Genomic DNA, 17,697 nt, shown 5'->3' with positions numbered 1-17,697 from the left:
CGCCGCGACCGAACCGACGGTGGCGACGCCCTTTCGTTCCGCCTTGGCGGATCGGCCGACAGATTGCGGCAATGACCGCGTGGCGGGCAAAGCCGCCCGCCCGGCCGCCTTATTTCATGAGCACCAGTTCCTCCGACATGGTCGGGTGAACGGCCACGGTAGCGTCGAAATCGGCTTTGGTGAGCCCGGCCTTCACCGCAATCGCGGCGGCCTGGATGATCTCCGGTGCGTCAGGCCCGATCATGTGCAGGCCGACGACCCGGCCGGTCGTGCCTTCGCAGACCATCTTGTAGAGCGAGCGCTCGTTGCGGTGCGCCATGACGTTCTTCATCGGCCGGAAGTCGCTGGTGTAGATCTCCACCGATCCGAGTTCCTGCCGCGCCTGCGCTTCGGTCATGCCCACGGCGCCGATCGGCGGATGGCTGAACACGGCCGAGGGAATGCAGGCGTAGTCGAGCGTGGTCGGCTTGTTGCCGAATACGGTATCGGCAAAGGCCTGCCCCTCGCGGATCGCCACCGGGGTAAGCTGCACGCGGTTGGTGACATCGCCCACGGCGTAGATGTGATCGACATTGGTCCGCGAATGCTCGTCGACCCGGATCGCGTTCTTGTCATCGAGCGCGACGCCGACATTCTCCAGCCCCAGCCCCTCGACATTCGGCACGCGGCCGGTGGCGAAGAGGACGCAGTCGACCTCGAGAGGCTCGTGGTTGGTCATCGTGACGGTCAGCGAGCCGTCGGCATTCTTCTCGATGCCGCTGAAATCGGCATTGAAACGGAAATCGATGCCCTTGGTGAGCGAGATCTGCAGGAGGCGATCGCGCATGCTTTCGTCATAACCGCGCAGAAGCTGGTCGGAGCGGTTGATCAGGGTCACCTTCGAGCCGAACTGGTGGAAGATGCCGGCAAATTCATTGGCGATATAGCCAGCGCCCGCGATCAGGATGCGCTTCGGCAATGCGTCCAGATGGAACGCCTCGTTTGAGGTGATGCCCAGTTCGTGACCCGGGCAGGACGGCACATGGGGCCGCGCGCCGGTGGCGACGAGGATGACTTTCGCGGTCTTCTTCGCGCCGCTCGCCAGCGTGATCTCGTGCGGGCCGGTGATCGTGGCGCGCTCGTGGAAGATCTCGACCTTGTTGTTCTCCAGGGTCTGCGTGTAGATCCCGTTGAGCCGGTCGACGTCGCCCAGCACGTTGTCGCGCAGCTTCACCCAGTCGAAGTGGCAGGCCGGGATTTCCCAGCCAAAGTGACGGGCATCTTCCAGATCCTCGGCGAAATGGGCGCCGTAGACGAGCATCTTCTTGGGCACGCAGCCCCGGATGACGCAAGTGCCGCCGACCCGGTACTCTTCCGCCACCGCCACGCGCGCGCCATGCGCCGCTGCGATCCGGCTGGCGCGGACGCCGCCCGATCCGGCGCCGATGGTGAAGAGATCGTAGTCGAATTCTGACATGCACTTGCTCCTGCTGCGCCGGCTTGCGTCCGGGCACGGCGCATATGGGGCATGGTGCCTTCGATTGCCAACGGACGTTTTGTCGGAACACGACCTCCGTTGAGCGCAAAGATATTGTCAACTAAAAGAGTTGAGTTTATCGGAGTCGCATCACGTTCCGCATACCTACAGGACAGCCTGCGCCAGCGGACATCGGCAAAAGCCCCATTGCGGGCCTACTCCTAGTTTCGGGAGACGAGCGAAATGGCAAAGACGAACCAACATCCCGCATCCCCGCAGGAGCCTCTCGTGCTTCTGATCCCCGGTCTTGACGGCAGCGGGCCCGGCCACTGGCAGCGCCGCTGGGCCGAGGAGATGGACAATGCCCAGATGGTCGACCTTGGCCTATGGGAAAAACCGCATCGCAATACCTGGATCAACCGCCTGAACCTCTCGGTCCAGCGCGCGGGTCGGCCGGTGGTGCTGGTGGCGCATAGCCTGGGATGCCTGCTCACGGCCTGGTGGGCGAAATTCGAGCAGCCCGCCTGGTCTTCACCGGTGATCGGCGCCTTGCTGGTCGCCCCGCCGGAAGTGGACTTCTTCCCGCGCGACGACCGGCTCAACGGCTTCGCGCCGACGCCGAGCGACGAACTGCCCTTCCCCTCGATCCTCGTGGCCAGCCGCAACGATCCGTGGATCGGCTTCCCCACCGCCCGCCTGCTGGCACGGCAATGGGGCAGCCAGTTCGTGGATGCGGGCGATACCGGCCATATCAACGCGGATTCGAAGATCGGCAGCTGGGAGGACGGCAAGCAGTTGCTGCGCCAGTTGGCCGGAGGTGCCGCTTCGCCGCAGCCTGCGCACACGCCGCTTCATGCGGATTGGTCGGAAGGCCTTGAATACCGTTCCTGAAGCGCACAGGCCCGGGAATGGAGAACGGGGCAGGTCGCCATGCGGCCTGCCCCGTTTCTCATGAAGCCGTAATTTCAGGGGGCCTTGTCTCGCCCCCCCCTACCTCAGGCGATTCCCGAAAGCTGCAGCAGCGCCTCGGTCGAGGGATCGAACGTGGTGCCACCCTTCTCGATCTGCTTGGCGATTTCCTTGCCCAGCTCGACACCGAACTGGTCGAAGGGGTTGATCTCCATCAGCACGGCATTGGCGAAAGTGCGGTGTTCGTGGAACGCCACCAAGGCGCCGAACGTCGCCGGCGAGATTTCGTCCAGCAGGATCGTCGCCGAAGGACGGTCGCCCGCATAGGCCCGCGCCGGGTCCTCGCTCGCCTTGCCGGCCATCAGCGCCGCGCCCTGCGCGAAGCAGTTCGACAGGAGAATGCGGTGATGCGCGGGGTTGAGATCGTCGCCCGGGGCAATCGCGGCGATGAAGTCCACCGGCACCAGGTTGGTGCCCTGATGGAGCAGCTGGAACACGGCGTGCTGCGCGTCCGTGCCCACGCCGCCCCAGGTGATCGGCGCCGTCGGCCCGTCGACCGGCGAGCCGTCGTACTTCACGCTCTTGCCGTTCGATTCCATCTCCAGCTGCTGGAGATAGTCCGGCAGCAGCGCCAGTCGTTCGTCATAGGCGAAGACGGCGCGGGTCTGGCAGCCGCGCAGGCGGGTATAGTACTGGTCGGCGAAAGCGGCGCGCAGCGGCAGGTTGGCGAGACCGTCGGTGTCGCGGAAGTGCATGTCCATTGCCGCCGCGCCGTCGAGAAATTCGGCGAAATCCGGCCAGCCCAGCGCCATGGCGACCGGAAAACCGATCGACGACCAGAGCGAGTAGCGCCCGCCGACGCTTTCCGAGAACGGCAGGATGCGAGTCTCGTCCACGCCCCATTCCACGGCCTTTTCCGGCGCTGCGGTGAGGGCGACGACCCGTCCGTAGGGGTCTTCCACGCCGTTCTCGCGCATCCACGAAAGGACGCTTTCGGCATTCGTCATCGTCTCGATGGTGGTGAAGGTCTTGGACGCTACGGCCAGCATCGTCGTTGCCGGGTCGCACTTGGCAAAGGCCGCTTCGAGCGCGCAGCCGTCGATGTTGGAAACGACCTGAACGTCCACCATGGCGCCGTCGCGGGCGAGCGCGTCGATCGCCAGCGCCGGGCCGAGGGCCGAGCCGCCGATGCCGACGTGGATCAGGTGCTTCACTTCGCCCATGGCGCCGCGGTGAATGGCCTCGACGATGGCGGCCATGCGGGCGTGGAACTCATGCGCAAGTGCCACGCTCTCGTCGCTGCCGACGCCGCGCTGGGCGGTATGCTCGGCAGCGCGACCCTCGGTCGGGTTGACGATTTCGCCCGAAAACAGCGCCGCGCGGCGCCCGGCGAAGTCGGTGGCTTCGGCCAGTTCCTCGAAAGCGGCGATATGGGCGGCATCGAGGTGAGTTTTCGACCAGTCGAACCGCATGGCGCCGGGGCTGGTCTCGTCACCCAGCTCCAGGCGAGTGGCGAGCAGGTCGAGCCGGGCCGGATCGGCGTCGAACAGCTCGGCAAGCGTCGGTTTGGGCAATCCTTTCAGCTTGTTCCATACCGTTTCGCTCATGCCATGGTTCCTTTGTTCGGGTTGGGGGCCAGCCTTATGCCCAGCAGGCGGCAGAAGGCCAAGGTCATTCTTGTACCCATCTCTGCGCAGGACGCACGTCAGGAACATGACGTTTTTGGTCGATACGGATGTGTCTCTGCTCGGTATGTCACTTGACGGATGGCCTCGCGCGCAACAAGGGTTCGAGCCATGAGCGACATCGAAACCGCGACTTCCGGCCCCGCATCCGACAAGTCTGAACTACCCTCATCGGGGCCTGCCTCAAGCGGCGGCGGCAAGCCGGTCGTGAAGGACGCCAAGAAGGATGCCAAGAAGGATGAAGGCTTCTTCTCCTTCCTGCTCTGGCTGGTGCTCGGCGTCGTGGTGCTGCGAAGCTTCATCATCTCGCCGTTCAACATCCCCAGCGAGTCGATGCTGCCCCGGCTGCTGAACGGGGATTACCTGTTCGCTTCCAAGTGGTCCTACGGCTATTCGAAGTATTCGCTGCCCTTCAGCCTGCCGCTGATCCCCGGCCGCGTCTTCGCCGGCCAGCCGGAACGCGGCGACGTGGTGATCTTCAAGGCGCCCCCCGGCAACGATGTCGACTACATCAAGCGCGTCATCGGCCTTCCGGGCGATGAAGTGCAGGTGAAAGGCGGACAGGTCTGGATCAACGGCAAGGCGGTTCCGCGCGTCAAACAGCCCGACTTCGCGCTGCCGGTCACTGCGAACACCCATTGCTACGCCCCCGAGTTCGAAGGCAAGGATGCCGCCGGCGGCCCGGTCTGCAACTACCCGCAGTTCCGCGAGACCCTGCCGAACGGCAAGAGCTACAACGTGCTCGACCTTGGCCAGACCCCGCAGGACGACACCGGCGTCTACATCGTGCCCGAAGGCCACATGTTCCTGATGGGCGACAACCGCGACAATTCGCTCGACAGCCGCTTCCCGGCGATCGAGGGCCAGGGTATCGGCATCGTCCCGCAGGACAACCTGGTGGGCAAGGCCGCGGTGATGATGTTCTCCACCGACGGCGATGCAGAATGGCTCAAGCCCTGGACCTGGTTCACTGCCGCCCGCTGGAGCCGGATCGGGAGCGTGATCTGAGTGCTTGAAGCAAAGGACCGCGAGTTCCTCGCCGAAGTCACGGGCAACCTTCCGGGCGACGAAACGCTCTGGCTGGCCGCCCTCACTCACGGCAGCACCGGCGAGAAGCGCAACTACGAAAGACTGGAATTCCTCGGCGACCGGGTCCTCGGACTCTCGGTCGCCGAATGGCTTTTCGAAAACAGCGAGGAAGCGGAAGGCCGCCTTTCGCAGCGCCTCAACGCGCTCGTCAGCCGCCAGACCTGCGCGCAAGTCGCGCGGCAGATCGGCCTCGGCCCGCACATGCGCCTCGGCAAGCAGGCGCGCGACGACGGCGGGCTGGACAGCGACAATATCCTGGGCGACGTGATGGAGGCCTTGATCGGCGCCTGCTTCACTGAGCGCGGCTTCGAAGCGGCGCGCGTGATGGTGCGCAAGCTGTGGTCCGAATCGATGCACGGCAAGGCGGGCAAGCGCAAGCACCCCAAGTCCGCATTGCAGGAATGGGCCGCCGGAAACCGCCGCCGCATGCCGGAATACAAGCTGGTCGAACGCTCCGGCCCGGACCATGCCTCGCAGTTCACGGTGGAGGTCGCGGTCCACAATGTCGGCGCCGCGCGCGCCACGGCCAATTCCAAGCAGGATGCCGAGACTCGCGCTGCCGAAGAATTCATGAGAAAATTCGGCTGATCCTTCGGCAGGACCGACTGGAGCGAGCCGGGACACCAATCGGAACGTCCCGCGTTTAGCCCTGGACCTGTCGAAAACGAAAATCGCCGAAGACCCAAAGCACGCAGGCGCCGAGCCTGACCAAAGGAATGACAATGACTCAAAAATGCGGACTCGTCGCCGTGATCGGCGCGCCAAATGCCGGCAAGTCCACGCTGGTCAACGCGCTGGTCGGGCAGAAAGTGGCGATCACTTCGGCCAAGGCCCAGACCACCCGCGCGCGCCTGCTGGGCATCGCCCTTGCCGATGACGTTCAGATCATCCTGGCCGATACTCCCGGCATCTTCGAGCCGAAGCGCCGCCTGGACCGGGCGATGGTCGCTGCAGCCTGGGAAGGCGCGCAGGAGGCCGACGCCATCCTGCTGGTGGTAGACCCGATCAAGAAGCGCCGCCACGAGCTGGAACCCCTGCTCGAAGCGCTGGCGACGCGTCCCGAACGCAAGATCCTGGTGATCAACAAGGTCGATGCCGGCGCCAAGGAACCGCTGCTGGTGCTGGCCCAGGAACTCACCGGCAAAGTCCAGTTCGACGAAGTGTTCTTCGTCTCCGCGCTCTCGGGCGACGGCGTGCCCGAGCTGAAGGCCCATCTCGCCGGGCTCATGCCGGAAGGCCCCTGGCACTACCCGGAAGACCAGGTCTCCGACGCGAGCGAGCGCCTGCTCGCCTGCGAGATCACCCGCGAGCAGCTCTACAAGCAGCTTCACGAGGAACTGCCCTACGACGCCGCGGTGCGCCCGGAAGCCTATGAGCAGCGCAAGGACGGCTCGGTGGAGATCCGCCAGCAGATCGTCGTCACCCGCGACAACCAGCGCGCCATCGTGCTGGGCAAGGGCGGCTCGAAGATCAAGTCCATCGGCGAGGCGGCGCGCAAGGAACTGGGCGAAGTGCTCGGGCAGAAGGTCCACTTGTTCCTCCACGTCAAAGTCGAGGAAAACTGGGCCGACGCCCGCGATTTCTACGAAGAGATGGGGTTGGACTGGGTCAAGTGATGGCACGTTTCACGTCGACGGCGTTGTCAGCCGCCGTCATGATTTCCGGCACGCTGGCGCTATCGGCCGCGCAGGCCCGGGCTGCCGAGGCCGAACAGACCGTTGCCGTCGAGGAAAGCCTCGTCGGGCAGCGCTACGTGGCGATCGGCTCCTCCTTCGCGGCCGGCCCGATGCTGCCGCCGGCCAAGTCCGGCGCTCCGGCACGCTGCGGCCAGAGCATGAACAACTATCCGACGCTGCTGGCAGAGCGCTTCGGAATGATCCTGACCGACCGCACCTGCTCGGGCGCCACGACCAACAATGTCCTTGGCCCCTGGGGCGAGATCGGCCCGCAGATCAATGCCGTCACCCCGCAGACACGGCTGGTGACGGTGACGATCGGCGGCAACGACCTCAACTACATCGGCAATCTGTTCACCGCGACCTGCCTCTATCGCGCCAGCCAGATGCCGGCGGGCAGCAAGCGGGCCGCCTGCGGCGCCGTGAAGGTCCCCACCGAGGTCGACTACGCGCGCGACGAGATGCAGATGATGGAGATCGCGCGCCGCATCCGCACGGTCGCTCCGCGCGCGCGGCTCGTCTTCGTGCAGTACCTCACGCCCCTGCCCCAGGCAGGATCGCTGTGCGCCGTCACGCCGGTCAGCGAGGATCACGCCGCAGTGGTGCGCCGTACCGGCCAGCGCCTTTCGGAAATCACGGCGCGCGTCGCGCAGGCCTACAATGCCATCGTCGTCGAGATGAACCAGTCCTCCTCCGCGCATACGCCCTGCGATCCGCTGCCCTGGATGATCGGATCGCCGGAAGGCTATGACGGCAGCCAGGGCCTGCAATGGCACCTGAACTTCGCCGGCATGCAGGCCACCGCCAACGACATCGCCTGGTGGCTGACCCGTAGCGGCGTGAAGGCGCCGCGGCCGACGCTGACCCTGCAGCCGCAGGCGGCGCCCGCGCCGATGATCGCCACCCCGCCCCCGCCGGCTCCACAGGCAACGCCCACGCCCGCACCTACCGGCAGCGCGGCCAAGCCCGGCATCAAGAGCCAGACCGGCGTCAAGTCGCGGCGCTAGGCCTTCTCGGCCAGGCGCCAGCGGGCCAGGCTCGCAAGGGCCGCCACCACCGCCAGCGAAGCGGCCATGAGCATCGGCGCCGGGCCTTGTCCGGCGCCGAGCGACAACATCGTCCCGATCATCGCCGCGCCCAGCGTCTGGCCGAAGAGGCGTCCGGTGGCGAGCAATCCGCCTGCCGCTGCCGACCGCGCGCGCGGGGCGTTGCCCACGACCATGCGGGCATTGGGCGAGAAGAACAGGCTGAACCCGAAAGCTGCGACGACCAGCCGCCAGGCGATCGCAAAGGCACCGGGTTGCGCGGGCAGGAACGCCAGCAGCACCAGCCCGGCGACGGCAATGCCCATTCCGACCAGCCCCATGATCGAGGGCGAGACATGGTCCGAGAGCCATCCCGCCACGGGCGCCACCACCAGCATCGTCAACGGGAACGGCAGCACCAGCAGGCCCACTTGTTGGGCGCTATAGCCCATGCCCTGCTCCAGCCGGAAGGGTAGTGCCACGATCAGCGCCGCCGAACCGATGAAGGCGGCCACGGCGGCGATCGTGGAGAGGCCGATGGCCGGCCGGGCCATGAGGTCTACCGGGAAAACCGGATTGGCTTTGCCCCGCTCCCGCCGTGCCAGCAGCAGGGCCGAGCCCAGACCGCCCAGCGCCACGACGATGCCCAGTTCCACCATGCCGCCATGTGCCGCGAGTTCCAGGCCGCCGATCAGCATGGCGAAGCTGGCCGCACTCCACAGCCCGGCGGCCCAGTCAAACGGGGTTTCTCCCCGCTGCGGCTCAGGCAGGAAACGCCCGATGACGAGCGAGATCAGCGCGAAAGGCACTGCCGCCACGAAGACCCAGCGCCAGTCCGCATGGGCCACGATGAAGCCTCCCAGCACCGGCGCCAGCGCGTTCGACGACGCCACGATCACCGAGTTGATGCCCAGCCCGCTGCCGAGCTTTGCCTTGGGGTAGATCTGCCGGATCAACGCGGTGCCCACGCTCATGGCCATGCCGGCACCCAGCGCCTGACCGGCACGGATCACCAGCAGCATCGGCAGCGAATTGGCGAGGAACGCCAGCGCCGAAGCGGCCATGAAGATCACCTGCCCGGTCTGGTAGACCCGTCGCAGCCCCAGGCGCTCCCCCAGGTTGGCGAAAGGCAGGAGCGCCATGACCATGACGAGCTGGTAGACCGTCACCACGTTGACGACGACGCCCTCTTCCACCGAAAGCTCGCCCGCAATCGTCGGCAGGGCGACATTGGCGATCGTCCCGTCCAGCACGAACAGCGCCGTGCCGAACGAGATGGCCACGATCGCCCATATGCGGCGCGGCATCGGCAGGCCGCTATCGTCCTCGTCCTTCAAGGCGGCCGGGGTCACGCCTTCATCGTCTCGCATTCGCAGCATTATCTTCCAACGCCTGAGTTCCGCTCCGGTCGCAAGGTGGCTCGGGTAAGAAATTGTCGCAAGCCATCCGAAGGGTGGGTGGCGCCGGTGTCTCCATACCGCAACCTTCCCCCGGCATGACACGGCCGCGCCATCGCCTGCCCGCCGTATCGGGGCACGAGGGCGAGTGAAAAAGGGTCGAAGCAATGATCGGAATCGCGCGGCTGACGGCGGCGAGGATCGCCCGCGCGGGCAATGTCGCACCGGCACGGCCGGCGGTCGCCTCGCCCCTGCTCTACCTGACCGCGGGACTGATCCTCCGGCTGATGATGTTCGGCAAGCCGGCCTTCCAATCGGACGAGCAATTCTACCTGCTGGTCGGCCAGCGCATGGCGCAGGGCGCCTTGCCTTTCGTCGATATCTGGGACCGCAAGCCTTACGGCCTGTTCCTGCTCTATCGCAGCCTGTTCGCCCTGCCCATCGACCCGGTGCTGGCATATCAGCTCGCCGGCCTGGTCTTTTCGGTTCTCACGGCGCTGGTGATCGAACGCATGGCCCGCGCCATCGCGCCTGCCCGGGCAGCGCAGGCCGCGGGCCTTGCCTACCTGCTCTACCAGCCGGTGTTCAACGTGGCACTGGGACAGGCGCCTGTATTCTACAATCTCCCCGTCGCGCTGGCCGCCCTGATCGTGCTTCGGGCCATGCCGCGAAACCGGGATGCAAGGCTGGTCCTGCGGGGATGCGCCGCCATGCTGCTGCTCGGCCTGGCCCTGCAGATCAAGTATAGCGTCGTTTTCGAGGGCGTGGGTTTCGGCATGATGCTGCTGCTTCGCGGGCGGCGGGACGGGTGGGGCCTGCTGCGGCTGGCTCTGACCGGCCCGGTCTGGGCCGGAACCGCCCTCGCCCCCACTCTCGCCGTCTGGGCCGGCTATGCCGCGGCCGGGGACGGCGCGGCATTCGTCCAGGCCAATTTCCTCTCGATATTCGGCCGCGCCGTCGATCAGGCAGACGCTTTCGCGCAACTGGCGAAAGAGGGCCTGGCGATGACGCCCTTCGCGCTCGCCATCCTGCTCGCGCCGCGACGTCATACGCTTCCAGGCGGAACTTGTCCTGCCATGCTTCCGGGCATGCGCGTCTGGGCGCTCGTCGCCGTGCTGGGGTTCCTGGTTTTCGGCACCTGGTACGACCATTATCTCGGGCCGGTCCTCGTGCCGCTTTGCCTGCTGTCGGCCCCGGCCCTCGCCCGCGAGGCTCGCGGCGAGCGTTGGTACGGGCGGCTCCTGCTGGGCTTCGGCCTGCTGGGCGCTCTGGTGGTTCCCGCCCTGCAAGTGCGCGAACGCGGCACGGCGGCGGACTTTGCCGCCGCCAGCCAGGCGGTCGCCCGCGAACTGCGGGGCCGCTGCCTCTATGTCTACGAAGGCGACAGCGCCCTCTACCGCACCACCAATGCCTGCATTCCCACGCGCTTCGCCTACCCAAGCCATCTCAATGCGATGAACGAGGCCGGCGCGCTGGGAGTCGATCCCGAGGCGGAAGTCGGCCGGATCCTGCAAAGCCGCCCCGGCGTGATCGTGGTCTCGGAATCGAGCCGTCCCAACCTGCCCAATCTGCGGACCCGCGCGCAGATACGAAAAGCCCTCGCGCACTCATATGAGCGCTACGAGGGCGTCATCGTCGGCACCCGGAAATTCGGGCTCTACCGGCTGAAACCGGCCTTCTGAACCAGGCCCGCAGGTTCAAAGGCGGGCCCGGCTGGCGGGTCAGCGGGCCTTGGCGACCGCAAAGCCGTGCTGGCGCGCGGCATCCTTGGTCGATTCCTCGGTGCGGTTGAGCGCCTTGGCGATTTCCTTCAGACCCTTGCCCTTACCGGCCAGGGTCTGAAGCTTCTGCAGTTCCTCCGGCTTCCAGGGCTGCTTGTGCTTGGCGATCTTGTCGCTCATTCGGCTGCTTCCTTCTTGGGCTTTGCCGGAGCCTTGGCGGTGGCTTTCTTTGCGGCAGGCTTCTTGGCTGCGGGCTTCTTGGCTGCAGCAGGCTTGTCCCCGGCATCCTTTGCGGCCGCTTTCTTTGCAGGCGCTTTCTTGGCCGCGGCCTTCTTGGGCGCAGCCTTCTTCTTGCCCTTCGCCGGGCCCTTGGCAGCCTTCTCGTCGATCAGCGTGATCGCCTGCTCGGCCGTCAGGTCCTCCGGCTTCTGGTCACGCGGCAGGGTGGCATTGGTCGTGCCGTCAGTGACGTAAGGCCCGTAGCGACCCGCCAGCACCTTGATCTCGCCGCCCGATGTCGGGTGAGCGCCCAGAACCTTGATCGGCTCGGCTGCCGCACGCGAACCACGCCCGCCCGCGCCCGCCGCCGCTTCGGCAAGCTTGGTCACGGCCATGTTCATGCCCGTCTCGAACACTTCAGCGGTCGAACGCAGGCGGGCATATTTGCCGTTATGTGCAAGATAGGGGCCGTAACGGCCGATGCTCGCGGTGATGTCGTTGCCGGTTTCCGGGTGCGGCCCGATCGTGCGCGGCAGGCTGAGCAGCTTGATCCCCCATTCCAGCGTGAGTTCATCGATATCCTTGGGGATCGACGCGCGCTTGGCTTCCTTGCCTTCGCCGAGCTGGATGTAGGGACCGAAACGTCCCGAACGACGCATGATCTCAAGGCCGGTTTCGGGGTCCTTGCCCAGGCCTTCGTCATCGCCGCCATCCGCGGCGCCGCCGGGCTGTGCGAACTTGCGGGTGAACTTGCACTCCGGGTAGTTCGAGCAGGCGACGAATGCGCCGTAGCGACCGCCGCGCAGCGACAGGCGGCCCTCGCCGCACTTCGGGCAAAGACGCGGATCGGTACCGTCCGCCTTGGGCGGGAACAGGTAGTCGGACAGGAATTCGTCCAGCGCCTCGGTCACTTCCGAGGGCTTCTTTTCCATGACTTCGTCCGACTTCGGCTTGAAGTCGCGCCAGAAGGCTTCGAGCAGCGCCTTCCATTCCTGGCGGCCGCCCGAAACGTCGTCCAGCTCGTCTTCCATGCCCGCCGTGAATTCGTAGGCGACGTAGCGCTGGAAGAAGCGTTCGAGGAACGAGGTGAGAAGTCGGCCCGATTCCTCTGCGAAGAAACGGTTCTTCTCGGTGCGGACGTAGTTGCGGTCCTTGATGACCTGGATCGTCGCCGCATATGTCGACGGACGGCCGATGCCGAGTTCTTCGAGGCGCTTGACCAGGCTGGCTTCCGAGAAACGCGGCGGCGGCTGGGTGAAGTGCTGCTCGGCCGTGACGCCCTTTTTCGCCGGCATGTCGCCCGACTTCATGAACGGCAGCAGGCCGCCGTCGTCATCTTCGGACTTGTTGTCCTGACCTTCCTCGTAGACGGCAAGGAAGCCCGGGAACTTCACCACCTGGCCCGAAGCGCGCAGCTCGTGCTGGCCGGTACCGTCCCGGAGAGTGACCGTGGTGCGTTCGAGCGCGGCCGAGGCCATCTGGCTGGCCATGGCGCGCTTGAAGATCAGGTCGTAGAGGCGCGCCTCGTCGCCCGAGCCGAAACGGTCGCGGGTGAACTCGGTCGGCCGGATCGCCTCGTGCGCTTCCTGCGCATTCTTCGCCTTGGTCTGGTAGATGCGCGGCTGCTCGGGCAGGTAATGGCCCGAGAACCGGTCCGTGATCGCGGCACGGGCGGCGGAGATGGCGCTGGGGTCCATCTGCACGCCATCGGTACGCATGTAAGTGATCGCGCCGGCTTCATAGAGCGTCTGCGCCACGCGCATGGTCTGGCTGGCCGAGAAGCCGAGCTTGCGCGCCGCCTCCTGCTGCAGCGTAGACGTGGTGAACGGCGGCTGCGGGTTGCGCTTGTGCGGCTTGGTCTCGACCGATTCGACGGTGAAGGCACCGTTTTCGACAGCGGCCTTGGCGCGCATCGCCGTGCCTTCTTCGCCGATGCTGAGGCGATCGAGCTTCTTGCCCTCGAAAGCGACCAGCTTGGCGGCGAACTCGGTGCCGTCATGCGCCATCTGCGCCGCTACGGACCAGTATTCCTGCGGCTTGAAAGCCTCGATCTCGCGCTCGCGGTCGACGATCAGGCGCAGGGCCACCGACTGCACGCGGCCGGCCGACTTGGCACCCGGCAGCTTGCGCCAGAGCACCGGCGAAAGCGTGAAGCCGAACAGGTAGTCCAGCGCGCGGCGGGCGAGATAGGCGTCGATCAGATCCTGATCCAGCTCGCGCGGCTGGGTCATCGCCTTGGTGACGGTATCCTTGGTGATGGCGTTGAAGGTCACGCGCTGCACGTCCTTGGGCAGCGCCTTGCGCTTGGCCAGAAGCTCGCGCACGTGCCAGGAAATCGCTTCGCCTTCGCGATCAGGGTCAGTCGCGAGGATCAGGCGGTCTGCCCCCTTCGCGGCGTCGGTGATCGCCTTCACCTGCTTCTGCTTGTCCCCGTAAAGCTCCCAGTCCATCTCGAAGCCCTCGTCGGGACGGACGGAGCCATCCTTCGGCGGAAGGTCGCGGACGTGGCCGTAGCTGGCGAGAACCTTGTAGTCCTTGCCGAGGTACTTCTCGATGGTTTTCGCCTTTGCCGGCGATTCTACGATGACTAGCTGCATTCTTTCAGACTCTGTGTGCCCCTGGGCGACATGCGCCTTACGTGCGCATATACGTGTACGCATAGGGTGGGAAGCGATTGGGGCACTCGTCAAGCGCCCAGATGTGGCATCTTCATTTCAAACCAGAATTCAGGTCAGGTTTCTGCCCTGGCTGCGGGAAACCCGCCTTTCCCGCCGCTCACCGCGACCAGGACGCTCAGCACAGACTGACCCTGCCCCCCGCATGACGCTGCAGACGGCCACCGATTTCGAGTTCGAGAAGGGCCATCTGCACCGATGGCGCGCCCGCGCCCGACTGGCGAATCAATTCGTCGACCGCTACCGGCGCGCTCGTCAGCAGGTCCGCCACGCAGATTTCGCGCGGCGCCACAAGCAGCCGATCCTCGTCCTGCCACTGCGACTGGGCTTCCTGCAAGCTGGCGCTCATCCGCGATCCGGGTATCCCGTCGAAACCGGAAAGCAGTTCGATGACGTCCTCCACCGATTGCACCAGCACGGCCCCGTCGCGAATGAGCTGGTTGCAACCATGCGAGCGCGGATCGAGCGGCGAGCCCGGCACCGCCATGACCTCGCGCCCCATCTCTCCGGCGAGCCGCGCGGTAATGAGCGACCCGGACTTCGGCGCCGCCTCAACCACCAGGGTACCCGTTGCCAGCCCGGCAATGATGCGGTTGCGAGTGGGAAAGTGACGGGCCAGCGGCTCCGTCCCCGGCGGCTGCTCTGCAAGCAGCAGGCCCTCGCTGGCGACTCGCGCCTGCAAGTCGGCATGTTCGGGCGGATAGGCGATGTCGATCCCGCTGGCGATCACGCCTATGGTCGAGCCGCCCGCCAGAGCGCCGGCATGCGCCGCGCCGTCGATGCCGCGCGCCAACCCGGAAACTACCGTGAAACCCGCCTCGGCAAGGCCATGCGCGAAGTCCCGCGCCAGACGCACGGCACCTGCCGAAGCGTTGCGCGCGCCCACGATAGCCACGGCCGGGCGGCCCAGAACGGCAAGATCGCCGCGATAGGTCAGGATCGGCGGGGCGCCGTCGCTATGGGCGAGAAGCTGCGGATAATCCGGCGAATCGTGAAAAAGATAACGCGCGCCGGCCTTTCGCGTCGCCGCGATTTCCGCCTGGACCCGGTGTTCGGACGCCGCTTCGTATAGCCGTCCTGCCCGTCCGGCGAGATCCGGAAGCGCGCCGAGCGCCGCGCGCGCCTCCCCAAATCGGCCGAGAAGCTGCCTGTACGTGATCGGGCCGATATTCGGCGAGCGCAGCAGGCGAATGCGGGCGAAGGCTTCCTCCTGCGAAAGCGCAGCAGCCTCCCCTGGCGGTACGCCCTGCTCCGCGCCCCCCGCCCCGGTCACGGCTTCTTGCCGCTCCCGATCCTGGGTTCCGTTCCGGCGCGCAGGCGGGCGAGGTTCTCGCGGTGCTGGAACACCACGATAGCGGCGATCACGGCGAGCACGCCGGCCGCCTCACCATGGCCCAGCAACAAGGCCGCAATCGGCGCGACGACGGCGGCCGTCATTCCTGCAACAGAGGAAATCCGCAAGGTCAGCAGCAGCCCGATCCAGGTCACGGCATAGGCAAGCCCCACTGGCCAGGCGAGCCCGAAGGCGATGCCGGCGGTGGTGGCGACCCCCTTGCCGCCCTTGAAGCCCAGCCAGACCGGGAAACAGTGGCCGAGAAACGCGCCGAGCGCGGCCAGCCAGGTCCATTCCGGCAGGAAATGAGCCGCGATCAGGACCGCGGCCAGGCCCTTCAGCAGATCCAGCAGCAGCGTGGCGGCCGCCAGCCCCTTGCGGCCCGTGCGCAGGACATTCGTGGCCCCGATGTTGCCCGAACCGATCGAGCGCAAGTCGCCGGCCCCGGCCATGCGCGTAATCAACAGGCCGAAGGGCACCGAACCGAGGGCATAACCCATAAAAAGGGCGAGAATCCAATCCATGAACGCCTCTTAAGAGCCTGCGTGAAAATCCGCCAGAGGTGCATTCGCCGCGCCGCTGTTCGATGGCTCCATTTCGGCGCAGTCTTACCCGGTTACGCGCAAATCGCGAGCGGACTTGCAGCTTTGAACATTGCTCTTTCCCGTGCCGAGCGATTAACAGGGTACAAGGTCCAGGAAAAACGATGTCTCCAATGCCCCATGCGCTGCCCGCGACGTCCGTCGCTCCCGCTTCCGTCGATCCCACTTCCGTCGAACCCATTTCCGTCGAACGGGGCGCGCCGATCCTGCTTTTCGATTCGGGCGTGGGCGGGCTCACCGTTCTGGGCGAATTGCGCAAGATCCTGCCGCAGGCGCCGGTGATCTATGCCGCCGACATGGCCGGCCTGCCCTATGGCACCAAGAGCGAGGCGCAAGTCACCGCGCGCGTCGCCGGGCTGCTCGGCCGCATGACGGAGCGCTTTGCGCCGCGTCTGGTCTGCATCGCCTGCAATACCGCATCCACGATCGCGCTCGGCATGGTGCGCGAGGTGCTGGAAGTGCCGGTTGTCGGCACGGTCCCGGCCATCAAGCCTGCCGCCGCGATGACCCGAACCGGCGTCATCGGCCTCCTGGGCACCCAGGCGACCGTCCGGCAGGCCTATGTCGACAGGCTGGAACAGGAATTTGCGCCGGGCAAGCGCCTGCTGCGCTATGGCGGCCCCGGCCTGGTCGAAGCCGCCGAAGCCAAGCTGCGCGGCGAGCCGGTCGACCTCTCCGCGATAGTCCGGGCCGCAGAGGCTCTGCGCGCCATGCCCGGCGGCGAGGATATCGACACGCTGGTGCTGGCCTGCACTCATTTCCCTCTGCTCGAAGAGGAACTGGCGCAGGCTTTCGGCCCCGGCGTCCGCTTCATCCACGGCGCCGCGGGTATCGCCCGGCGCATCGCCCAGCTTACCGAGGGCCAGGAATACGCTCGCCAGCAGCCGGACCGCGCGTTATTCACCGGATCGGGAGAATTTCCCGGAGCGTATGGCGATGCGCTGGCTCGCTACGGGTTGCCGGAGGGTGGACGGTTTTGACGCCGCGACTGAACCTGTTGCTGCTCATCCTGGTGCTCCTGCTGGGCGTGCCGCTCTACTGGTTCCAGTTCGACGCCAGCGCCCCTGGCGCCAAACCGCTGCCGATCACCATGTCGCGCCTGCGCGAACTGGCCGAGGGCATTCCCGGGCCTGCCCCTGTCGCCTTGCGGCAGGAAGTCCTGGGCTACCATTCCGAACTCTACAACCGCATCGCCGCCGGCAGCGGCCTGCGCCCGGTGAGGCTGGCCCTGCGCGCTTTCGAGCTGGTCGTTCCGGGCCGTGCCCCGATCCTGATCGATGCCGGCACCACGCCCGTCGATGCCAGGAAGCGGGACGTGGAGGATTTCAACTTCTCCGCCCAGAGGCGCGTCGACGAAGCGGCCGAAATCGCCACGATGAAGCTGGTGCTGCTAGATCGGCCGCTCCACCGGGGCAATCCGGCGCTGGCCTCGCCCGATGCCGTGCCGCTTCCCGATCTCGGTGACGGGGAGCCGCGCGCGGTGGCCCCCGGCGTGGTCGCCATCCCGCTGAAGGGCCTGCCCGACCGCGCGATGATGGTCTACATCCGGCTTGAGGACGGCCGCGAATATCTCTTCACCGGCGATGTCGCCAAGATCGATGCCAACTGGATGGAGGGCCGCCCGCCGGCCCGCACTTTCGCGACGATGCGAAACGGCGACGAGCGCCGCCTGACCGTCTCCTGGCTCATGACCATCAAGGCCCTGAAGCGGGCCGCCCCGGCGATGATCGTGGTGTCCGGCCATGAACCGCGAGACGTGGCGGGGATTGCAAGCGGATTTGCAAAAGATCGATCACAGTCCGCAGGACAAGCTTCTGGCCATGTCCCGATCGATCATGTATTTGCCCGCAGCAACGGGTAATAGCCCTTGGGTAACAGCCCCTTCAAGGCGAACGCAGGATAGAGCCTAG

The 17,697-nt window shown here is 66.3% G+C and carries 15 protein-coding genes; 8 read left to right on the top strand and 7 right to left on the bottom strand.

Going from position 1 to position 17,697, the window contains the following annotated elements; translation table 11 throughout:
- Positions 1-109: 109 nt before the first annotated feature.
- Entirely contained in the window at positions 110-1,456 is a 1,347-nt protein-coding gene (gene gor, locus EDF57_RS00275) for a glutathione-disulfide reductase (protein WP_134092703.1), read from the bottom strand.
- Positions 1,457-1,699: 243 nt separating this feature from the next.
- Here gor and EDF57_RS00270 point away from each other — a divergent pair, with 243 nt between their 5' ends.
- A complete protein-coding gene (locus EDF57_RS00270; protein ID WP_134092702.1) occupies positions 1,700-2,347 on the top strand; it encodes an alpha/beta hydrolase in 648 nt (215 codons plus the stop codon).
- A gap of 104 nt (positions 2,348-2,451) precedes the next feature.
- On the opposite strand, the gene pgi is transcribed toward EDF57_RS00270, so the two are convergent.
- The gene (pgi, locus tag EDF57_RS00265) at positions 2,452-3,972 is read right to left on the bottom strand and encodes a glucose-6-phosphate isomerase (protein WP_134092701.1); all 1,521 of its coding nucleotides are present in this window, start codon (positions 3,970-3,972) and stop codon (positions 2,452-2,454) included.
- Positions 3,973-4,161: 189 nt separating this feature from the next.
- Between pgi and lepB the strand changes: the two genes are divergently transcribed.
- The 4 genes from lepB to EDF57_RS00245 all read left to right on the top strand — a co-directional run bounded on the left by lepB (position 4,162) and on the right by EDF57_RS00245 (position 7,822).
- Positions 4,162-5,058 (top strand): signal peptidase I, encoded by an 897-nt coding sequence (gene lepB / locus EDF57_RS00260; protein WP_132262214.1) that lies wholly within the window; start codon positions 4,162-4,164, stop codon positions 5,056-5,058.
- Positions 5,059-5,727: a ribonuclease III gene (gene rnc / locus EDF57_RS00255; protein WP_132262213.1), complete on the top strand. Its 669-nt coding sequence runs from the start codon at positions 5,059-5,061 to the stop codon at positions 5,725-5,727. It abuts the gene before it with no gap.
- A gap of 134 nt (positions 5,728-5,861) precedes the next feature.
- The gene (era, locus tag EDF57_RS00250) at positions 5,862-6,755 is read left to right on the top strand and encodes a GTPase Era (RefSeq protein ID WP_132262211.1); all 894 of its coding nucleotides are present in this window, start codon (positions 5,862-5,864) and stop codon (positions 6,753-6,755) included.
- Entirely contained in the window at positions 6,755-7,822 is a 1,068-nt protein-coding gene (locus EDF57_RS00245; RefSeq protein ID WP_134092700.1) for an SGNH/GDSL hydrolase family protein, read from the top strand. The genes era and EDF57_RS00245 overlap by 1 nt, the downstream gene beginning before the upstream one ends.
- On the opposite strand, the gene EDF57_RS00240 is transcribed toward EDF57_RS00245, so the two are convergent.
- Positions 7,819-9,219 (bottom strand): MFS transporter, encoded by a 1,401-nt coding sequence (locus EDF57_RS00240; RefSeq protein WP_134092699.1) that lies wholly within the window; start codon positions 9,217-9,219, stop codon positions 7,819-7,821. The two genes, EDF57_RS00245 and EDF57_RS00240, sit on opposite strands and share 4 nt — an antisense overlap.
- Before the next feature lie 185 nt (positions 9,220-9,404).
- Here EDF57_RS00240 and EDF57_RS00235 point away from each other — a divergent pair, with 185 nt between their 5' ends.
- The gene (locus EDF57_RS00235; protein WP_134092698.1) at positions 9,405-10,919 is read left to right on the top strand and encodes a hypothetical protein; all 1,515 of its coding nucleotides are present in this window, start codon (positions 9,405-9,407) and stop codon (positions 10,917-10,919) included.
- 39 nt (positions 10,920-10,958) lie between these two features.
- On the opposite strand, the gene EDF57_RS00230 is transcribed toward EDF57_RS00235, so the two are convergent.
- The 4 genes from EDF57_RS00230 to plsY all read right to left on the bottom strand — a co-directional run bounded on the left by EDF57_RS00230 (position 10,959) and on the right by plsY (position 15,709).
- Positions 10,959-11,138 carry a hypothetical protein gene (locus tag EDF57_RS00230; RefSeq protein WP_132262204.1) on the bottom strand — a complete coding sequence of 60 codons (180 nt, stop codon included), beginning with the start codon at positions 11,136-11,138 and terminating at the stop codon, positions 10,959-10,961.
- Complete coding sequence (gene topA / locus EDF57_RS00225) at positions 11,135-13,774, bottom strand: type I DNA topoisomerase (RefSeq protein WP_134092697.1); 2,640 nt, start codon at positions 13,772-13,774, stop codon at positions 11,135-11,137. The genes EDF57_RS00230 and topA overlap by 4 nt, the downstream gene beginning before the upstream one ends.
- 196 nt (positions 13,775-13,970) lie before the next feature.
- Complete coding sequence (gene dprA, locus EDF57_RS00220) at positions 13,971-15,125, bottom strand: DNA-processing protein DprA (protein WP_134092696.1); 1,155 nt, start codon at positions 15,123-15,125, stop codon at positions 13,971-13,973.
- On the bottom strand, positions 15,122-15,709 hold the full coding sequence (plsY, locus tag EDF57_RS00215; RefSeq protein ID WP_134092695.1) for a glycerol-3-phosphate 1-O-acyltransferase PlsY: 588 nt from the start codon (positions 15,707-15,709) through the stop codon (positions 15,122-15,124). Before plsY ends, dprA begins: the two co-directional genes overlap by 4 nt.
- A 182-nt stretch (positions 15,710-15,891) precedes the next feature.
- On the opposite strand from plsY, the gene murI reads away from it, so the two are divergent.
- Together murI and EDF57_RS00205 are read left to right on the top strand one after the other, a co-directional pair.
- A complete protein-coding gene (murI, locus tag EDF57_RS00210; protein ID WP_243840807.1) occupies positions 15,892-16,767 on the top strand; it encodes a glutamate racemase in 876 nt (291 codons plus the stop codon).
- Entirely contained in the window at positions 16,764-17,648 is an 885-nt protein-coding gene (locus EDF57_RS00205; protein WP_208324764.1) for a hypothetical protein, read from the top strand. Before murI ends, EDF57_RS00205 begins: the two co-directional genes overlap by 4 nt.
- The last annotated feature ends 49 nt before the right edge of the window (positions 17,649-17,697 follow it).

It is taken from the genome of Novosphingobium sp. PhB55 (assembly GCF_004368805.1).
Lineage (GTDB): Bacteria > Pseudomonadota > Alphaproteobacteria > Sphingomonadales > Sphingomonadaceae > Novosphingobium.
This window is presented reverse-complemented; position numbering and strand designations above follow the sequence as displayed.